12 protein-coding genes and 1 pseudogene are annotated in these 20524 nt (G+C 63.7%); all 13 read left to right on the top strand.

The features are described 5' to 3' along the window. Nucleotides 1-1123 (top strand): annotated as a pseudogene (locus ACO1XS_RS15570) (serine/threonine-protein kinase); the annotation flags it as partial. A gap of 811 nt (nucleotides 1124-1934) precedes the next feature. After that, a complete protein-coding gene (tssA, locus tag ACO1XS_RS15575) occupies nucleotides 1935-2966 on the top strand; it encodes a type VI secretion system protein TssA (protein WP_486391116.1) in 1032 nt (343 codons plus the stop codon). A 63-nt stretch (nucleotides 2967-3029) separates the two neighbouring features. Further along, nucleotides 3030-3590, top strand: coding sequence for a type VI secretion system contractile sheath small subunit (tssB, locus tag ACO1XS_RS15580; protein ID WP_331567336.1), 561 nt, complete (start codon nucleotides 3030-3032; stop codon nucleotides 3588-3590). Beyond that, the gene (gene tssC, locus ACO1XS_RS15585) at nucleotides 3583-5091 is read left to right on the top strand and encodes a type VI secretion system contractile sheath large subunit (protein ID WP_486391117.1); all 1509 of its coding nucleotides are present in this window, start codon (nucleotides 3583-3585) and stop codon (nucleotides 5089-5091) included. Before tssB ends, tssC begins: the two co-directional genes overlap by 8 nt. 32 nt (nucleotides 5092-5123) lie before the next feature. Beyond that, nucleotides 5124-5615 carry an Hcp family type VI secretion system effector gene (locus ACO1XS_RS15590; protein ID WP_331567340.1) on the top strand — a complete coding sequence of 164 codons (492 nt, stop codon included), beginning with the start codon at nucleotides 5124-5126 and terminating at the stop codon, nucleotides 5613-5615. Nucleotides 5616-5663: 48 nt separating this feature from the next. Next, nucleotides 5664-6209, top strand: coding sequence for a type VI secretion system baseplate subunit TssE (gene tssE / locus ACO1XS_RS15595; RefSeq protein ID WP_486391125.1), 546 nt, complete (start codon nucleotides 5664-5666; stop codon nucleotides 6207-6209). Between the two features lie 4 nt (nucleotides 6210-6213). Next, nucleotides 6214-8085 (top strand): type VI secretion system baseplate subunit TssF, encoded by a 1872-nt coding sequence (tssF, locus tag ACO1XS_RS15600; protein ID WP_486391118.1) that lies wholly within the window; start codon nucleotides 6214-6216, stop codon nucleotides 8083-8085. Next, nucleotides 8082-9242: a type VI secretion system baseplate subunit TssG gene (gene tssG / locus ACO1XS_RS15605; protein WP_331567346.1), complete on the top strand. Its 1161-nt coding sequence runs from the start codon at nucleotides 8082-8084 to the stop codon at nucleotides 9240-9242. The genes tssF and tssG overlap by 4 nt, the downstream gene beginning before the upstream one ends. Beyond that, nucleotides 9235-11898 (top strand): type VI secretion system ATPase TssH, encoded by a 2664-nt coding sequence (gene tssH, locus ACO1XS_RS15610; protein WP_486391119.1) that lies wholly within the window; start codon nucleotides 9235-9237, stop codon nucleotides 11896-11898. Before tssG ends, tssH begins: the two co-directional genes overlap by 8 nt. A gap of 14 nt (nucleotides 11899-11912) precedes the next feature. Beyond that, nucleotides 11913-12437, top strand: coding sequence for a hypothetical protein (locus tag ACO1XS_RS15615; protein ID WP_331567350.1), 525 nt, complete (start codon nucleotides 11913-11915; stop codon nucleotides 12435-12437). A gap of 68 nt (nucleotides 12438-12505) precedes the next feature. Further along, nucleotides 12506-14686 (top strand): type VI secretion system Vgr family protein, encoded by a 2181-nt coding sequence (locus ACO1XS_RS15620; protein ID WP_331567352.1) that lies wholly within the window; start codon nucleotides 12506-12508, stop codon nucleotides 14684-14686. Between the two features lie 13 nt (nucleotides 14687-14699). Then, nucleotides 14700-15965: a hypothetical protein gene (locus ACO1XS_RS15625; protein ID WP_331567354.1), complete on the top strand. Its 1266-nt coding sequence runs from the start codon at nucleotides 14700-14702 to the stop codon at nucleotides 15963-15965. 7 nt (nucleotides 15966-15972) lie between these two features. After that, entirely contained in the window at nucleotides 15973-20517 is a 4545-nt protein-coding gene (locus ACO1XS_RS15630; protein ID WP_486391120.1) for an RHS repeat-associated core domain-containing protein, read from the top strand. Nucleotides 20518-20524 lie beyond the last annotated feature (7 nt).

A 20524-nucleotide genomic window follows, 5' to 3' on the forward strand; every position in this document is an offset into this window, starting at 1 on the left:
CGCCTCTCGCACGGGCGAAGACGACGCACGGGTCAGGCCGCTTCCCGTCGGGCATCGTTTCGGCGAGCTTCAACTGGATGCCGTGCTGGGCGTAGGCGGCTTCGGCATCGTATATCGTGCGTTCGATCGTGCTCTGCAGCGCGTCGTGGCGGTCAAGGAATACATGCCTTCCATGCTCGCCACGCGCGGGGGCGATCACACGGTCATGCTTCGCTCCGAACGCTTCGGGCAAGCGTTCGACGCCGGGCGCGCTGCGTTCGTCAACGAAGCAAGGCTGCTCGCGCAATTCGACGATCCGGGCCTCGTCAAGGTGCTGCATTTCTGGGAAGCGCACGGAACGGCGTATATGACGATGCCGTTTTACGAGGGCGAGACGCTCAAGCAGCGCGTGGCGCGCGGTGAACGCTTCGGCGAAGCGCAGTTGCGCGAGATGCTTGCCGGCGTGCTGGGCGCGCTCGATACGCTGCATCGCGCGCAGTGCTTTCACCGCGATATCTCGCTCGACAACATCCTCGTCAAGCCCGACGGCAAGCCGGTGCTGCTGGACTTCGGCGCGGCACGCAAGCTGATCGGCGATCTTGTCGACGATCGAGCCGTCATGTTGAAACCGGGCTACGCGCCGATCGAGCAATACACCGACGATCCGGCCTTCACGCAGGGTCCCTGGACCGACATCTACGGACTCGGTGCGGTCGTGCACGCCGTCGTGACCGGCGAGTTGCCGCCGCCGGCTGTCGTGCGCAGCATCGAAGACAAGTATCGGCCGCTCGTCGCGCGCGCACTGCCCGATCGCGAACGGTACAGCGATCGGTTTCTCGCGGCGATCGACCACGCACTCGCCGTGCGCATTCCGGATCGGCCCGAATCGGTGGCCGCATTCGCGGTCGAGCTCGGCATAACGGGATTCGAGCGCGCGCCACTGGTGCCGCTGCAGCGTGATCTAAACGCGCCTTCGACAGAGGCATCGACCACTCCTCCGTCTGCGCTCGCAGCGGCGGCGGCACCGGCACCCGCCCACACGGAAGCGGATGCGAAAGCGTCCGATGCGAAGTCGCAGCCGCTGGATGCGAGCGTCGAAGCGCCGGCAACGCCGGACCCGGCAGTCGGCCCGCAACAGAAAAGTGCCGATATGGGCACCGCCTCGCAACCGGAGCATGAGTCGTCGAGCCCTCGCCCGGCTGGCGAAGCGACGACCCAAGAACGTGCGGCTGCCGGCGTTCACCGCTTCGGCGGCAGCCGGTTCGCACTCTACGGAGCGAGCGCGTTGGCCGTGCTGCTCGTCGCCGGCATCGTCGCGGCGTGGACGGCGCGGATTTCCCAGCGGGTATCGCCGCAAGCTGTTTCGACGATCGCTGGAAAAGCGGGCGCAACGCCGGCAATAAAAGGGGCGCCGGTTCCGCCGGCGCAGACGAAATCGGCAACGGCCTTTGCCGCGTCCGCGCCGACGTCTGCTGCAACGATGCTTCCGCCAGCCGCGAGCGCCGCGGCCGGTATGCCCGAGTACGCCGGCCGTTCGGCTTCCGACAGCATGGCCGCATCGGCTGCCACCGTGCCGGCGGCGAGCCTCGGCCCTTCAGAGACGGTCGTCGCCATTGCAACGGCGAGCGGCGCGACGGCCGCTCCCGTCGAAGAGCCGCCGGCTGCACCGAAGCCGCCGGACACGGTACCCGTGCGTTTCAAGATCCGCCCTTGGGGCGAGGTGTACGTCGGCGGCGCGAAACGCGGAGTCAGCCCGCCGCTCAGAACGCTGTCGCTTGCGCCGGGCGTGTATCAGATCGAGATCCGCAACGGAAATCTGAAGCCGCTGCGGCGCACGCTGAAGATCGAAGCGGGCGATCGGCCGGTCAGCATCGACTATGCCTTCGAATGAAAACCCATCCATCTCGCTCGACGTTGCAAAAAAAGCGTTCATGACCGCTCGACAAGGATTCGCCATGCAGTCCCCCGAACTGATTGAATCGATGCTTGCCGAAATCTCCGCCGATGCTCCGTGCGGACCGAATCTCGAGTACGACGACGACTACTTGAGACTGCGGCAAGTGGCGACCGGCAAACCCGAGCAGCAGTACGGCGAAACGGTGATCGCGGCCGAGCCGCCGGACTGGCTGGCGGTGGAGCGGCACGCGAGCGCGCTTTTTGAGCGGACCAAGGATCTGCGGGTTGCCGCGCTGCTCACGCGAAGCTGGACGGAGTTGAGCGGTATTCCCGGTTACGCCGATGGCCTGCAAGTCGTGAGCGAGCTTATCGAAAAGTATTGGGACAACGTTTATCCACCGCTCACCGAAGACGGCGAATACGACCCGACGCAGCGGATGAACGCACTTGCCGAGGTGGCCGGGCCGCTCGGCTGCGCGGGGGTTGCGCGCCAGCAGGCGATCGTCGTGGGCAGCTTCGGGAGCCTCACGGTGCGCGACGCCGAGCGCCAGCTCGACGGCGCGGAAAAGGATGTCGCGCACTACCCGGGCGGCCCCGAACGCCTGCGCGGCGACTTGCTGCGCGCACAGGCTGAATCGCGTTCCGAATTGCGCGCGGCGCTTGCGGCGCTCGACAGGCTCGAAGCGATTCGTGCGCGAGTGGCCGACAAGCTCGGCACCGAATGGACATTCGATACGAGCGACTTCGAAAGGGCCCTGCACCGAATCAGACGCGACGTGCTCGCTCCGTCGGCGAGCGAGCCGAGCGGACCTGTGTCCGCCGACGACGCAGATGCCGGCGCTACCGCAGCGACGGCAGCCGGGGGGGCGACGTGGCGAGAAGCCGAGCTCGCAAGCCGCGACGACGTACGGCTCGGCCTGGAGAAGATGTGCCGATATTTCGAAGTCCATGAGCCGAGTCATCCAGCGCCGATTTTGCTGCGCCGCGCGCAGCGCCTGCTGGGTCTCGACTTCTACGAAATCATCCGCGATCTCGTGCCGGAGAGCCTGGCGCACCTCGACGCGCTGGGCGGACAGCAGCGCACCGAGTAACGCCACCCTGGCGGCGATCGACGGTCATCAATGTCACTTCAGGACCTTACGAGGAGCATCGGAATGGCAAAACACAAAACCATGGCCAGCGGCCAGAAGTTCATCGCGCGCAATCGCGCGCCGCGAGTGCAGATCGAATACGACGTCGAGGTATACGGCGCGCAGCGCAAGGTGCAATTGCCGTTCGTCATGGGCGTCATGGCGGATCTTGCAGGCAAGCGTCGCGAACCGTTGCCCGATCTCGCGGAACGCAAGTTCCTCGAAGTCGATATCGACAATTTCGACGAACGCATGAAGTCCATCGCGCCTCGCGTCGCGCTGCAGGTGCCCAACACGCTGACAGGCGAGGGCATGCTGAACGTCGACGTCACGTTCGAGAGCATGGACGATTTTTCTCCGGGCGCGATCGCACGCAACGTCGAAGCGCTGCGCCGGCTGCTCGATGCGCGCACCGAGCTGGCCAACCTGCTTTCGTACATGGACGGCAAGCAGGGCGCGGAGCAACTGATCGAGCGGGCGATGCGGGATCCGGCGCTGCTCGAGTCGCTCGTACGCGGAAAAGAGGCGAACACCGACGCGAGCGTACCCCTCGACGCCTCGCAACAGGAGGTCGGCCATGAATAAAGCCGCCGTCAGCCTCGATGCCGGAGCGGTATCCGATGCACCCGCCGTGGCGCAAGACGAATTCACTGCGTTGTTGCAAAAGGAATTCAAGCCGAAGACCCAGCAGGCACGCGAATCGGTCGAGCGGGCAGTGCGTACGCTCGCGCAGCAGGCCCTCGAGCATGCCGTCGTCACGAGCGGAGATGCCTATGGAACACTGAAGCAGATCATTGCGGAGATCGACCGTAAGCTGAGCGAGCAGATCAACCTGATCTTGCATCATCGCGAATTTCAGGCGCTGGAAGGCGCGTGGCGCGGCTTGCATCATCTCGTCAACAACACGGAAACGGACGAGTTGCTGAAGATCAAGGTCTTGCCGGCCGCGAAGACCGAGGTGGCACGCACGCTCAAGCGCCACAAGGGCATCGGCTGGGACCAGAGTCCCCTCTTCAAGAAGGTCTATGAGGAGGAATACGGCCAGTTTGGCGGCGAGCCGTTCGGATGCCTCGTGGGCGACTATTACTTCGACCATAGTCCGCCCGACGTCGAGATGCTCGGCGAACTCGCGAAGATCGCGGCCGCCGCGCATGCGCCTTTCATCGGCGGCGCAGCGCCGGAACTGATGCAGATGGATTCGTGGCAGGAGCTCGCCAATCCGCGCGACCTCACCAAGATCTTCCAGAACACGGAATACGCCGCCTGGCGAGGATTGCGCGAATCGGATGACTCGCGCTATCTGGGGCTTGCGATGCCGCGCTTTCTCGCGCGTTTGCCGTACGGCGCGCGTACGAATCCCGTCGACGAGTTCGATTTCGAAGAGGAGACGGAAGCGGCGAATCACGACCGATACACGTGGGCCAATTCCGCCTATGCGATGGCGGTCAACGTCAACCGCTCGTTCAAGCACTACGGTTGGTGTTCGTCGATTCGCGGCATCGAGTCGGGCGGGGCCGTCGACGGCCTGCCGTGTCACACCTTTCCGACCGACGACGGCGGAGTCGACCTGAAATGTCCGACCGAGATCGCAATCAGCGACCGGCGCGAAGCGGAGCTTGCGAAGAACGGATTCATGCCGCTCGTGCACCGGAAGAACTCGGATTTCGCCGCATTCATCGGTGCGCAGTCGCTATTGCAGCCGGCCGAGTATCACGACCCTGACGCCACGGCCAATGCGCGTCTGTCAGGGCGCTTGCCCTACCTGTTCGCGTGCTGCCGGTTCGCGCACTACCTCAAGTGCATCGTGCGCGACAAGATCGGCTCGTTTCACGAGCGCGACGACATGGAGCGCTGGCTCAACGATTGGATCATGAATTACGTGGACGGCGATCCCGCGAACTCGTCGCAGGAAACCAAGGCACGCAAGCCGCTGGCGGCCGCCGAAGTCGTCGTCGAGGAAATCGAGGACAACCCCGGCTACTACACCTCCAAGTTTTTCCTGCGCCCGCACTACCAACTGGAAGGGCTCACGGTGTCGCTTCGACTCGTGTCCAAGCTGCCCTCCGCGAAGACGGGCCAACACTGAACATCAACTGACTTTCCTGACGGAGTGAAGAAATGGGCGTGGCAATGTTTATGAAGGTCGATGGCGTCACCGGCGAATCCGAGGATTCCCAGCACAAGCAATGGACGGACATCCAGTCGTTCTCCTGGGGGGCGAACCAGAGGGGGGCAATGGCAACCGGCGGTGGCGGCAACGCCGGCCGCGCGAGCTTCAACGACCTTTCCGTCGTGGCCTATATGGACAAGAGCTCGGCTGCGATCATCAAGAATTGCGCGAACGGCAAGCATCTGACCAAACTTGAAATCTCGGCCTGCAAAACGGGCGGCACCCAAATCGAGTTCATGCGAGTCACGTTGGAGGAGGTGCTCGTCACTTCGGCGCATGTGACGGGTGTCGATCCGGGCGATGCGGCCGATCGGCTGCTCATGAACTACGGCTTTCAGGCCGCGCGCGTGAAGAAGCAGTACTGGGAGCAGACCGATACCGGCGGCAAGGGCGCCGAGGTATCGGTTGGCTGGAACGTCAAGGAAAACAAGGAAATGTGACGGGTGAGGGGCGCGACCATGAACGACGCTGAGCACGACTTCTCCTCGATGCGCGGCACGCGCACCGCTCGCCGGGCGCGGGACCGTTTGCAGCCTGCGCTGCTCGATCGCTTGACCGATACGGCGCAGCGTCGAGGCACGGAGCCTTCCTGCGCCGAATCGATCGGCGACGAGCGTCTGCGCGCGGCCGTTCTGCGCGACCTTGCGTGGCTGCTCAATACGAGCAACGCCGCGGATGGGATCGACGGCGTGTCGTTTCCCTATGTGCTTTCGTCGGTGCTCAACTACGGGATGCGGCCGTTGGCAGGCGTGCAGATGTCGGGGCTGGAGCCGTCCGATGTCGAAGCGTCGATCCGCGAAGCGATTCTTCGCTTCGAGCCTCGGATCGCGGCCGATAGCCTCGACGTGCGCTGCATCGGCAAGGGCGTGCCCGGCGAAACGGGTGAGAGCGGCGAGGCGAGCCCGCAGAACCTGCTGGCGTTCGAAATCCGCGGTCGACTCTGGTCGGTGCCCCGACCCGTCGATTTGCTGTTGCGCTCCGAACTCGATCTCGAGACGGGCGCGATGTCGCTGCAACCCATCCAGCGGATCTGATGCGATGGACACGCGTCTGCTCGAATACTACAACCAGGAACTCGCCTATCTGCGTGAGATGGGCACGGAGTTCGCACAGCAGTTTCCCAAGGTGGCGGCGCATCTGCGCTTGCCGGAAGGCGAGCCGCCCGATCCCTATGTCGAACGGCTGCTCGAAGGCTTCAGCTTTTTGACCGCCAGGGTGCGGCTCAAGATGGATGCGGAGTTTCCGCGTTTCACCGAGGGCTTGCTCGAAAGTGTATGTCCCGGCTATCTGGCACCGCTGCCTTCGATGGCGGTCGTACGCTTCGCGCCGATGATCAATGAAGGCAGTCTCGCACGCGGCGTCCTCTTGCCGGCCGGTACGGCCCTCAAGGCGCGGCCGACAGACGGGGAGCAGACCGCATGCGAGTTCCGTACCGCGCACGATGTGACGCTGTGGCCGCTCGAACTCGCGCGGGTTGCGCTCACCGGTGCGCCGACGGACCTGTCGCTCGCGCATCCGGGCATCGCGCGCGAGGTGCGCGGTGCCTTGCGCATCCGCTTGAAGTTGCGCGGCGGGGCCACATTCTCCCAGTTGCCGCTGGATCGATTGATGTTTTATTTGGCGGGCCCGGAACGCATCGCGCTGCAATTGCTCGAGTTGGTCGGGGCGCATGCGCTGGGCGTCGTTTGCCACGAAGCGGGAAGTTCGCCGCGTTGGCAGTACCCGCTCGGCTCCGACGCGATCGTTCATGAAGGCTTCGGCGCGGAGCAGGCGCTGTTGCCTGACGACGGTCGTACGTTTCAGGGCTATCGGCTGATGCGGGAATACTTTGCCTTCCCGGCACGATTTCTGTTTTTCAGCATCAATGGGTTGCAGCCGGCACTTCGACGTGCGGCCGGCGACGAACTCGAACTGACGATTCTGCTCGACAAGCAGGAAGCCGCGCTCGAAAGCGCGGTCGGCACGGAGCATCTCGCGCTCAACTGCACGCCCGCCGTCAATCTGTTCGCGCGGCGGGCGGATCGCATACCCGTCGCGCCGCGCACACGCGAGCACCATGTCGTGGTGGACCGCGGCTGCCCGCTCGACTACGAAGTGCATACCGTGGAGCGTGTCGTCGGCCATCTGGATGCGGGCGAGCAAGCGCAAGCGTTTCGTCCGTTCCATGCGTCATATGCCGCCGACGGCGGAAACTTCGGCGCATATTGGTCGGCGCATCGCGAGCCGCGCCTCGTTTCGGCGCAGGCACGTGCAAACGGAAGCCGCACAGGCTATATCGGCAGCGAGACTTTCATCACACTCGTCGATGGGCAATGCGCACCGTTCGACGAGCGGATTCGCTATCTGTCCGTCGATACGCTGTGCACCAACCGCGATCTCGCGTTGCTGCTGCCGTCGGGCAGCGAGGCCGGGTTCACGCTCAAGGTTTCGGCGCCCGTGGAACGCATCGAAGTGCTGGCCGGCCCCTCGCGCCCCCGAGCACCGATCGCGCAAGGCGCCGCTGCCTGGCGTCTCATCAGCCATCTAGGGTTGGCCTACCAGGCGCTCACCGATCTCGACGAAGAGGAGGGGGCGCATCGCTTGCGTGAACTGCTGACGCTTCACACGGACGCGGCGGATGCGTCGGCGCGCATGCAGATCGACGGTATCCGCGGTGTCGCATACACGCCCGTGTTTCATCGCCTGCCGGGCGCCGGCCCGCTCATGTTCGGGCGCGGGGTGGAAGTTGCAGTGACGGTGGACGACCACGCGTTCTCGGGCGAGAGCCCGTATCTCCTCGGCGCGGTGATCGAGCAGTTCTTCGCGCGGCACGTCTCCATCAATACCTATAGCGCAGCGGTGCTTCGAAGCGTTCAGCGCGGCACGCTCGCGCGCTGGCCCGCACGCGTGGGCAGGCGGCCCACGATATGAACAGTGCACCGCTTCCTGCCATGCCCGCGTCCGACGATGGGCGACATGCCGCATGGTGGCAGCGTATGCGCGTCGCGCCGCACGCATACGATCTCTATCATCTGATGCGCTGGCTCGATGCGGCATCGGGCAGCGAGTTGCCTCTCGGTCGCGCGGTGCGCCTGCGGGACGAACCGGTGCGATTCGGCCAGCAACCTTCGCTTGCCTTTGCACCGGCGATGGTGGCCTCCGTGCATGAGTGCGATGAAACCGTGCCGCGCGTTGCCATTCACGGATTCGGGCTCTTCGGCCCGAACGGGCCCCTGCCGTTGCACCTGACCGAGTACGCGCGCGAGCGCGCCACGGCGTTCGACGATCCGGCTTTCGCTGCCTTTGCTGATCTCTTTCATCATCGGCTCATCGTCCTCTTCTACCGCGCGTGGGCCGATGCGCAGCCTGCCGTCAGTCTCGACCGGCCGGCACAAGCGCGGTTCGATGGGCATGTCGGCAGTCTGATCGGTCGAGGTGCGAGCCCGCATACGAACCCGTATCGCCCCGCGCTTCACGCGCAGTATTTCCAGGCCGGACATCTGGTGCGGCATACCCGCAACCCCGAAGGCCTGATACAGATCCTGCGGCGATATTTCGGCGTGCCCGTGCGCATCGTCGAGCATGTGCCGCGCTGGGTGCGGCTGGCGCCGGAGCAATGCTGCGCGATTCGCGCGACGGCCCGCACTCAGCCGCTCGGCGCAGCGGTGCTCGGCCGGGCGGTGCGCGACGGCCAGTCGCACTTTCGGTTGGTGCTCGGCCCGCTTTCGCTTGCCCAGTACCGGCTGTTCCTGCCCGGCGGCGAGTGGGCGCATCGGCTCGCCGAGTGGGTGCGCGAGTACGTCGGGATCGAATTCGCCTGGGATGTGCAGCTCGAGCTCGCTCACGACGAAGTCCCGGCGCTGGCTCTGGGCGATGCGCATGGACTCGGCCGAAGCGCCTGGGTCGGCCGCAGGATGACGACGAGTCCGGCGCGCGACCTCGTGCTCGATCCGGCTGCGCGGCGCGGCCGGCCCGGTGGCGCCAGCTCCGGGGCCCGTCAGGCGCCGCGGCCTGCGCCCGGCGGCGCCCGCCCCGCCGCAGAGGCCTTTTCCTCCCACCACAGTCTTGATGGAGACGCCATTGTCTGAAATCGGTCGTGTCGCCCTGTTCGGCAAACTGAACCCATTCCTCTATCGAGCGCTGGAGCAGGCCACCGCATTCTGCCGGCTACGGGGCAATCCGTATGTCGAGCTCGTCCATTGGCTGCATCAGATCGTGCAGCAGCCAAACAGCGATCTGCACCGCGTGCTGCAGCGTTTCGACATCGAGCCGGTCCGCATCGAGCAAGGGCTCATGGCTGCGCTCGATCGCTTGCCGCGCGGCGCCGGCTCCGTTTCGGACTTCTCAGGGCATGTCGACGAAGCGGTTGAGCGCGCGTGGGTGTATGCGACGCTTCGCTACGACGCGACGCGCATTCGCGGCGCGGTCCTGCTGCTCGGCATGCTGAAGACGCCAGGTCTCGCCAACGTGCTTTTTGCGGTCGCCCGCGAGTTCGGGCGGATCGCACCCGACGTCCTGGCCGACGAGCTGGAGCAGATCGTCGCGGGCTCGCCCGAGACGGCCGGCGAGGACTATGCCGCGGCGCCCGACGTCGAGGCACAAAAGCGAAGCGAAGGCACCGCATTGAGCCGCTTTGCGATCGATCTGACTGCTCGGGCGAAAGCGGGCGAGATCGACCCTGTCGTCGGGCGCGACAGCGAGATCCGGCAGGTCGTCGACATTCTGTTGCGCAGGCGTCAGAACAACCCCTTGCTCGCAGGCGAGGCCGGAGTCGGCAAGACCGCGGTCGCGGAGGGGTTCGCATTGCGCATCGTCGCCGGTGAAGTGCCCCCGCCGCTGCGCGACGTGACGCTGTATATGCTCGACATCGGCCTGTTGCAGGCTGGCGCCAGCGTCAAAGGCGAATTCGAACGCCGGCTGCGCGAGGTGATCGACGAAGTCATGTCGAGCGCGCGACCCATCATTCTCTTCATCGACGAAGTGCATACGCTGATCGGTGCGGGCGGTACGGCCGGCACCGGCGATGCGGCGAATTTGCTGAAGCCCGCACTCGCGCGCGGACATCTGCGCACGATCGGCGCGACGACCTGGTCGGAGTACAAGAAATACATCGAAGCCGACCCCGCGCTGTCGCGTCGTTTCCAGGTCGTGCAGGTGCACGAGCCGAACGAGGCGGCCGCATTGCGGATGCTGCGCGGGCTCGCGCAGCGGATGGAGGCGCACCATCGCGTGCTCGTGCTCGACGAAGCGCTCGATGCCGCCGTGACGTTGTCGCACCGCTACATTCCCGCGCGACAGTTGCCCGACAAAGCGATCAGCCTGCTCGACACCGCATGTGCACGTGTGTCGGTCAGTCAGCACGGTGTGCCGGCGCCGCTGGAAGACGCACGGTCGCGCATCGACGGTCTGCGCGCCGAGCGGGGGCTGCTCGAGCGCGAGCGCACGCTGGGCATGGCGGACGCGGTCCGCCTCGACGAGATCGAGGCGTCGCTCGCTCGCGAGGCCGAAACGCTCGCGCAGTTGGAGGAGCGCTGGTCGGCCGAGCGAGCGGCGATCGAGCGAGTCGTCGGTTTGCGGGCCGAGCTGCTGAGCCAGGATGCCGAAGGTGCGGCGGCTGCGGCGGGTGGGTCCGACGCGTCCGATCTGGCCGACCAACAGCGACGACTCTCGTCCGCGCTGCGCGACCTGGCTCAGTTGCAAGGCGAGAGTCCCCTCGTGCTTGCGTCGGTCGACACGCATGCGGTCGCTTCCGTGGTGGCGGACTGGACCGGGATTCCGGTTGGCCGCATGGTCAAGAATGAAACGGAAGCGGTACTGAAGCTGGGCGATACGCTCAACGAGCGCGTCATCGGGCAGGCTCACGCATTGGAAACCATCGCGCGGCGCATCCAGACCGCGCGCGCGCGCCTCGACGATCCAGTCAAGCCGCATGGCGTCTTTCTGCTGTGCGGACCGTCGGGAGTCGGCAAGACCGAGACGGCGCTCGCGCTCGCGGACACGCTCTATGGCGGCGAGCACAACCTCGTCACGATCAACATGAGCGAGTTCCAGGAGGCGCACACCGTCTCGACGCTCAAGGGCGCGCCGCCCGGTTATGTCGGCTATGGCGAGGGCGGCGTGCTGACCGAGGCCGTTCGGCGCCGGCCGCACAGCGTGGTGTTGCTCGACGAAGTGGAAAAGGCGCATCGCGATGTCCACGAAATTTTCTTTCAGGTCTTCGACAAGGGCCGGATGGAAGACGGCGAGGGTCGTTTCATCGACTTCCGCAACACAGTGCTGATCCTTACCTCGAATGTCGGCTCGGAACGGGTCATGCAGCTGTGCCGCGACCCCGAGCGGTTGCCGGATCCGCAAGCACTGACCGACGCACTGCGTGCGCCGCTGCTCGACGTTTTCCCCGCGGCGCTGCTGGGCCGCCTGACCGTCGTGCCGTACTACCCGCTCGCCGACGCGATGCTCTCGCGGATCGTCGAGCTGCAGCTTCGACGCATCGAGCGCCGCGTCGAGACTCAGCATCGCATTCTCCTGACGTGCGCGCCGTCGGTTACGGCGCTGATCGCCGAACGCTGCCGCGAGATCGAATCGGGCGGCCGAATGGTCGATGCGATCTTGACTCACACGCTCTTGCCCCGCATCAGCCAGGCACTGCTGCGGGCGACGATCGACGGCCGCGTGCTCGCGGCGATCGAGGTCGATGCGGAAGACGGCCAGTTCGTCTATCGCTTCGACGACGCTTCTTTTTAAATTGGGAGGTAGCAATGAACGGAACATGGAGCTTCGGCAATCAGCGCGGCCTGGGCAAGCTGCCGGGCGGCAACGCCGATTGCGGTCAGCATGCCGCCGGCGGCGTGGCAGGCGGCTACATGGTCGGATCGATCGATCCTTTCGGCGGCGCCGATCAGCCGTTGGCATATCGTACGCCCAGCACTTTCGATCGCGACGCGCACGGCCTCCCGGACGGCTTGTTCAGGATTGTTCCGATACCGCCACATGCACAGGCCGTCGCCTATCTGAACAAGGCGACCGGTGCATTTCATTACGCAAGGATCACAGGTCAGACGTTGACGCAAACGGACGCCAATCAGGCGCACCGGCCCGGCATGGGCGGCACCTTTCTGCGTTTCGGACGAGGGCCGAACGGAACTGTGTCCCTGGACAACCTGGTCGCCCAGCGCGGTGTACAGCCGATTCAGGAAATGCCCGATTTGAACGCCTTCGTCAATTATTGCGGCCAGCACTACGATCTGCAAAACGGGCTTTTCTTCTTTTGCAGATTCAATTGAACGCCATGACGCTACGAAATGGTGCTCGATGATTGGCACGGACTTCATTGCGCAACGAGAGAGTCTGCATGTCTCGGATTTTCACGCTCGATAGCCCGTTCGGCGATCAGTTGATCTTTCGCCGTCTGACGGGCAACGAAGGCCTGAGCGAGCCGTTCGAATTGACGCTCGATGCGTTGGCGGAAAGCCATAGCCTGCCGTTGCAGTCGCTGCTCGGCAAGCCTGTCACGATCGAGATCGAGGAGCAAGGCGGACAGCGGCGCTATCTGAACGGATTGGTTGCTCGTGCACTGATGGGCGGCCGCGAGGCCGACCGTCACTACCGGTACGAGCTTACGCTGCGTCCGTGGCTGTGGCTCGCCACGCGCCGTGCCGACTGTCGGATATTCCAGCTCAAGAGCACGCCGCAAATCGTGCAGGAGGTGCTCGCACCGTACGGGTTTCCGCTCGAAAACCGGCTGGCGTGCAGCTATCCGCCGCGCGAGTACTGCGTGCAGTACAACGAAACCGATGCGGCGTTCGTCTCACGGCTGATGGAGTTCGAGGGCATCTACTATTACTTCGAACATGCATCCGGCCGCCATACATTGGTGCTGAGCGATGCGCCGAGCGCGCATCGCCCGCTGCCAGGGTACGAGTCGATTCCATTCATCGGGCCCGACCGGATCGCGATCGCCGATGAGGAGCATATCGCCGGATGGTGGCCCGCGCAGGAAATCCATTCGGGCCGGCACGAACTGAACGACTATGACTTCAAGAAGCCGCGCGCGGATCTGCTTGCGCGCCGGGCCGATCCGCTCGGCTACCGCCATGACGATCTTCCCGTGTTCGAGTGGCCGGGCGGCTATGTCGACGGCGCACAAGGTGAGCGCTACAGCCGTGTTCGTCTGGAAGAACTGCAAGCGGAGCATGACCGCGCGAGCGGCTACACGAATGCGCGCGCGATGGCGCCGGGCTATTTATTCAATTTAACGCGGTGTCCGCGGGCCGATCAGAATCGCGAGTACCTCGTCGTGCGGTGCCGCTACCTGTTTCAGGAAAACGCCTACGCGACAAAAAGCGGCGATAGCGAGGTGACGCACGAGACCCAGTTCATCGCGCAGCCGTCGAGTTTGCCGTATCGCGCACCGCGCCTCACGCCGAGACCGCGCACGAACGGCCCTCAAACGGCTGTGGTGACCGGGCCCGCCGGCGAGGAGATTTGGACCGACCAATACGGACGAGTGAAGCTGCAGTTCCACTGGGACCGCTATGGCCGGCGCGACGAAAACTCGTCCTGTTGGGTGCGCGTATCGAACCCCTGGGCGGGCGGCGGCTTTGGGGGAATACAAATTCCGCGGGTCGGCGACGAAGTCGTCGTCGATTTCCTCAACGGCGATCCCGATCATCCGATGGTGACGGGGCGCGTCTACAACGCCGAGCGAATGCCGCCGTGGGGCTTGCCGGCCAGCGCGACGCAAAGCGGGTTGCTGTCGCGTTCGACGCCCGGCGGAACTGTCGCACATGCGAATGCATTGCGTTTCGAGGACCGCAAGGGTGCCGAGCAGTTGTGGATGCATGCCGAACGCAACTTCGATGCGGAGACCGAGCAGGACCACACGTTATCGATCGGACACAACCATACGCATTCGGTCGGAAACGACGAGACGATGCAGGTGACCAACAATCGGAAGCGAAGTGTCGGTCAGAACGAGACGGTGAGCATCGGGCAGCATCGCATGGCCACGATCGGTGGCAACGAGACGCATACGGTGGCAGGCAGCCGCCAGCGTGAAGTCGGACAGGCCGAAACCGTCAAGATCGGGGCGGACCGGCAAGCGACGATCGGCGGCAGTCATACGGAGCACGTCGTGCACAACAAGACCGCGACGATCGGCCAGCTTTATCACACCACCACTCGGCAGATGAAGACGACTGTCGCGGCCTCGCATATCGAGGAGATCGGCGAGCGGACATCGTCGATCGCACATGCGCATGTGGTCAACGTGGGTGCGGCACAGTCGGTCAACGTGGGCAGCAATCACACGATGACCGTGGGCAAACGGGTACTCGTGAGTGCGGGCGACGAACTCGCGCTCGTTTGCGGCAGCGCGAGCATTACGCTGAAGAACGATGGCACGATCCAGATCATCGGTGTGACCGTCGAATCGGTCGGATCGAGCAGCCACAGCATTCGCGGCACGACGGTCACGTCGTCTGCAACGGGCGAGCACACGGTCGAGGGCGTCGTGTTGAAGCTGAATCCCTGAGAGACCGGCGCCCATGCAGAATTGGCAACCCACGAATCCGGTCGAACGCAGGTTCATGATTGCGCACGCCGATTGGCTGCGCTTTGCGAACGATCGCGATGCGCGGCTGATGATCTGGCAAACGAACGAAGCCGATGCGCAGCTCGTGCGGCTTTATTTTCGGGCGCAAGAGGAGCTGTCGTGCGCGGTCATTCGCTTGCGCTCGGAGTATCTCGATGAAGCGCGCTATGCGCATGCGCTGACGAACGAGATCGTCCGGTTCTACGACAGTCGACGAGATGCATCGAACGCACAGGGGATGCGAGCCGACTGGCAAGCTCCCCCTTATCGGGGCACGGATCCGATCCTGCATTTGCTGAGCGTGTCCGATAGCCTCATGCAGCGTCATCCGGACATTTTCCCGGCACTGATCTTCGTGCTGGAGCCGGCGCAGATTCATGACGAATCGGCGTTTTCGGGTTGGCTCGGGAAACTGCTTTCGGTCTTGAAGACGGCGCCGCGGCTTGGCGAGCGCGTGCGATTCGTTTTGCCGCGCACGGGTGTCGAGTCGTTGGCGCCTCTTGCCGAGCGACATAGAAACGTGGTGTGCCTGGCGCGCGGACAGTACACGATGGCGAGCGTGCCACGCGAGTTGCTCGCGGAATCGGGCGAACGCGGAGCGAGCGGCCAGTTTCGGCGCCTTTTCGTGGAGCTTGGCGAAACGGTCGGATCAGGCGATCCGGCGACGCTCGAGCGGCTGCGCACACAGGCGCTCGAGATCTCCGAGCGTGAACGGTGGTTCGATCAATGTACGGTCGTGCATTTGATCTCGGGTGCTGCGTATCTCAAGTGGCGCGACCATGCGCGAGCGATCGATGCTTATCGGAGTGCGGCTCGAAGCGGCGAGCAGGCCGTGGAAGCCGGGCATCCGGCGGGCCACAAGCTCGTCGCCCACGGATTGTTCGGCGAGGCGAGTGTGCATTTGACGCAGAAGGCGTTCGCATTGGCAGCGTATTGCTATGAGCGCGCCGCAGCTTCGATGAGCGCAGCGAAGGACGCGCTGATGACGGTCGAAGCATGGCGCATGAGCGCAGTGTGCTGGGAGAGGGCGGGCGAGCGCGAGCATGCGCTCGAGGCCGGTTTCAACGCGCTCGATGCCGGCCTGTCGATCGATGAATCGATGCGCGTGAACAGCAATTTGCGGCTCGTCGTCGAATGGATGGTGTCGAAAGTCGGAGCGTTCGATCGGCGTCGCGGCGAGTTGACCGAGAAAGTCGCGGCTTTGAGCGTAGGACGGTGAGCGCGCTATGGGATTGCTCGCTGTCAAGCATATGGATCCTGTCGTCGGCGTGGACGTGCACGCCGTTATCGTAGCGCCGAGCCCGACGCCGGTATTTCTTCCTCACCCGCACGTCGGTTTCGTGCTCGATTTAAGGGAATACGTTTCCGCCGCAATGGGCGTGGTAGGCAGTATTGCGACGACGATCGTGCAAGAGAAAGCGATCGAATATCTGCAGGACCATCCAGACGTCGCTCAACAGATCGACCAGGCGACGAACGTGGTGGGCGACAAGCTCAACGACATCGAAAGCAACGCAATCGTTGCGGATGGATTGAAGCTCGACGCGGATATCGCTCGCATGGAAGGCGCGGTTGCGAACGCATCGGGAGCTGGCGTGGGTGCCGGCGGTGGCGGCGGGCCGATCTTCGTCAACGGCTTCATGCGCACGACTGCGGGGACGCATTCGTTTCACGTACCGGGACTGCATTTTCCGTTGGGCGAATCGTTTGCACCCGTGCCGCCCGCACCCCCCGAGCCGTCGAACGACTCGGAAGCCTACATGGGCAGCAGGACGGTGCTCGCGAACAACGATCCGATGTCGTTCATGGCACTGCCGGCGATGAGCTGCTGGTCGATCGGCGAGGAGCCGATTGCCCACAACGGCGCGCATACGCAGCGAGAGTACCCCTCGATGCCGTCGTCGGTGATGCTGCCGATTCCGGTTGGCAGGCCTGTGTTGGTCGGCGGCCCGCCGGTGACGAATATGGCCGCGGCCGCGGCGGGGCTGTTCAAGGCGTTTCGAGGATCCAAATGGGCCTATGCGCTGGCCGACAAGCTGCATTTGAAGCCGGGGTTCCTGCGATGCAACGTGTTGCGCGCGGAACCGGTGGACGTGACAACCGGCGAAGTTGTCGTTCAGCAGCGGGATTTCACCGTGCCGGGGCGATTGCCGCTTGTATGGGATCGGTATTACGCCAGTCACGACACGTATCCTGGTGCGGTCGGGTTGGGATGGCAGACACCGGCCGATATCCGGCTCGAACTGATGTCGCATGAAAGCGGGATCGGTGCCGCTGCGTATTTTCCGGATCATGCGACAGCGTTCGATGCGTTGCCCGTGGCCGAAGGCTGGTCCGAGCGTGTCTATGACTGGCAGCACGGGCATGCGCTATACCGGTGCGGCGATCGGCTTACCCTGCGTACCCGGGGCGGCATCGAATACAGGTTCGATTTGCCACCGCGATGGCAGCAAATCGTGCCCATGCTTGAAGGCGGCGCGCGGCTGACGCTGCCCGTCGAGCGTATCGCCGATCTCAACGGCAACGCGTGGGTCTTCGAACGCGACGAGCGCGGACATGTTGTGCGTGTTGCCGAGTGGACCTGCGACGGGGCGACGGCTCGCACGATCGAATGCGATAGACGAGATTCAGGGCATGACCGGTTGAGCGGCGTCAAGCACGCAGCCGGGATAACGGGATTGACTCTTATCGACGCTGATGGGGGCGCACACCTGCTTGTTACCTATGAGCATGATCGCGATGGCAATTTGAGTGCAGCGGTCGATGCGATGGCACATCCGCATCGCTTCGACTATGCGGATAATCATCGAATGGTCAGTCACACGAGCGCACGGGGCGTGTCGTTTTACTACCGTTACTGCGCCGGCGAGGATGGCGTGTGGCGTGTCGACCGCGCGTGGGGTGACGACGGCTTGTTCGATTACCGGTTCACGTACGATCGTGTACGGATGGAAACGAGGATTACCGATTCGCGTGGCCATACGTCGGTACTGCAATTGAATGAGCGCGGCATGCCCGTGGCCGAGACCGATCCTCTCGGTGGAGTGACTTGTTATCGATATGATGCTCAGGGGCGCACGACTACGCGGATCGATCCGGCTGGCCACACGACCGCATGGGAATACGATCGATACGGCAATCTCGTTGCGCAGAGGCGGCCTGACGGAAGCGCAATTCGCACCGAATACGATACGGACCATCGCCCGTTGTGTGTGGCGTTGCCCGGCGGGCGTCAGTGGCACTACGAGTGGGATGAAAGGGGCAATCTGATCGCGCAAACCACGCCATCGGGTGCGACCTCGCGCTACGCGTATGACCCCTTTGGACAGCCGATTGCGCATACCGGGGCACGTGGGGCCATCACGCGGTTCGAATATGGCCGCGACGGCAGTCTCGCTGCGCTGACGGATGCGCTTGGCCATCGCACGCAGTATCGCAGCGATGCGCGGGGAAACCTCATCGAGATGATTGACGCGCTCGGGAAGGCGAGCCGTTGCGAATACGACCGCAATGGCAATTTGACGCGCGCGATCGAACCGGATGGGCGCGAGATGCATTGCGTCTATGACACAGACGGGAACCTGATTCGCTATCGCGATGCGGCAGGCCAAGTGACGGAGATGGAGTATTCGGCACTGGGACAGGTCAAGCGACGCGTTGCTGCAGACGGCACTGCCGTCGAATACAGGTACGACACGGAAGAGGAACTGGTCGGCGTCGTCAATGAACGCGGCGAGCTCTATGCGGTGCAGCGCGACGCATTGGGGCGGATCATCGCAGAGACGGACTATTGGGGGCAGACGCGGCGCTATCGGTATGGCATGGCGGGTGAATTGCTGGACAGTACGGACCCGCTGGGACAGGTTATCGAGTATCGCTATGACCGACTTGGTCGCATGATCGAGAAACGCTCGCCGCACTATGAGCGGGAGGTGTGGGTGGAGCGCTTCGCATATGACCGTCACGGCGATCTGGTGCTTGCGGAGAACCCCTCTTGCCGAGTTGAGTTTCAATACGACGCTGATGGCCGAGTGATCGGAGAGCGGCAGGGTGACGATTTTACGATTGCCAGCGTTTACGACGCGGCCGGCAACCGAACGGAGCGAAAAACAACTTTTGTGTCGGGCGGCCGTGTGGTCGGACATACGGTGCGCTATGCGTACGACGCATTGGACGCGGTCACGTCGATCCAGGTCGACGACGCGATGCCCTTTGTCATCGAACGTGATGCGCTCGGGCAGATCACGGCCGAGCAACTTACTGCGGACTTGCGGCGCGAACTATCGTATGAGTCGGCAGGACGACTGACCTCGCAGCGGACGCTATTGGCTGGTACCGGCGCTTTGTTCTCGACCGAATATGCATATGGCGCAAACGGCGAATTGATTGCAAAGCAGGATTCACGCGGAGGTCTCGAGCGCTATGCGTATGATCCCGTGGGGCGAATCACTGCGCACATCGATCCAGCTGGCCAGGTCCATAGGTTCCTATACGATCCCGCTGGGGATCTGCTGAAGACGCATACCCGCGAGCGCCGCACGGTAGGCGCCGCCGATGCCCAATCGGGTGACACGTGGGTGCGTGACGGGGAATATGCGGATTGCTATTACGCATACGACCGTACCGGGAATCTGGTCCGCCGGCAACAGGCTGAGCAGAATCTGACGCTCAAGTGGAATGCGCTTGGGCAACTCATGGAAACCGTGGCGACTCGGCCAACTGCGACACAAGCTCACCAGCCGGTTCGCATTCGGGCACTGTACGAATACGACCCGCTCCAACGTCGGGTGCGAAAGATTCTTCATGATTCTGCCGGCGGGGAAGCGCCTTCGCGCATGAGCAGGTTCTTCTGGGATGGCGACACGCTGGTGGGCGAGCATATCGGTGAGAACGGAGGCATCGACGTCGCAGCCCCACTGCGAAACGCGGGTAGCGGTGCCGGCTTCGCCGCGACGCATACATGGGAGTGGATCTATTACCCGGAGACATTCCGGCCGTTTTGCGCGGTGCATGGCAAACTGACGGAAACTGCGGTGCCCCAGTCCGCTGGACAACGGGCGCTCGTACCGGCGACGGTGTCTTTCTACCAATGCGATGTAAATGGAGCACCCTTGCGGATGCATGACGCAATGGGGCTCGTCATGTGGGAGTCGTGTTACGGTTCCACAGGCAGGATTGAACGTTCCGCGGCTTCACGGATCCATCAACCGCTCCGCTTGCAGGGGCAGTATTGTGACGAAGAAACTGGACTGCACTACAACCGGTACAGGTACTATGATCCGGACATCGCATCGTTCATCAGCCAGGACCCTATCGGCTTGGCCGGTGGCGAAAATCTGTACAAGTTCGCGCCGAATATATTCGATTGGATCGATCCATTCGGATTGCGTAGGAAGTCTGCTCGTCTGAAATGTGTGGGAAGAACGCCGGGCAAGGGCAGCAAGACAGGACGTGCGGTGATAGCGAAGATGCGCAGCAAGGGGAAAATTATCGGCACGGGGCCGAACATGATGTACCAGGCATCGAATGGCCTGTGGCATCCGATAAGTACCGCAGACATGGCACACAAGCACGACGCCGTAGAGTACTGGAACAGGCGAGGTGGGTTCTTTGGGGCGAAGTCCGCGGAAGTACGGGCGTGGATGCTGGACCCGGACAACTACGTGTTGGACCATTTCTCGCTCAACCGGTCTGCCGGCGCGTTGCTGCCTCTCAATTACAAGAACCCACTTCATTTCATAGGTCCCTCTGAGCCGCCCGACTATCCATAGTCCCTTC

It is taken from the genome of Trinickia sp. (assembly GCF_057351765.1).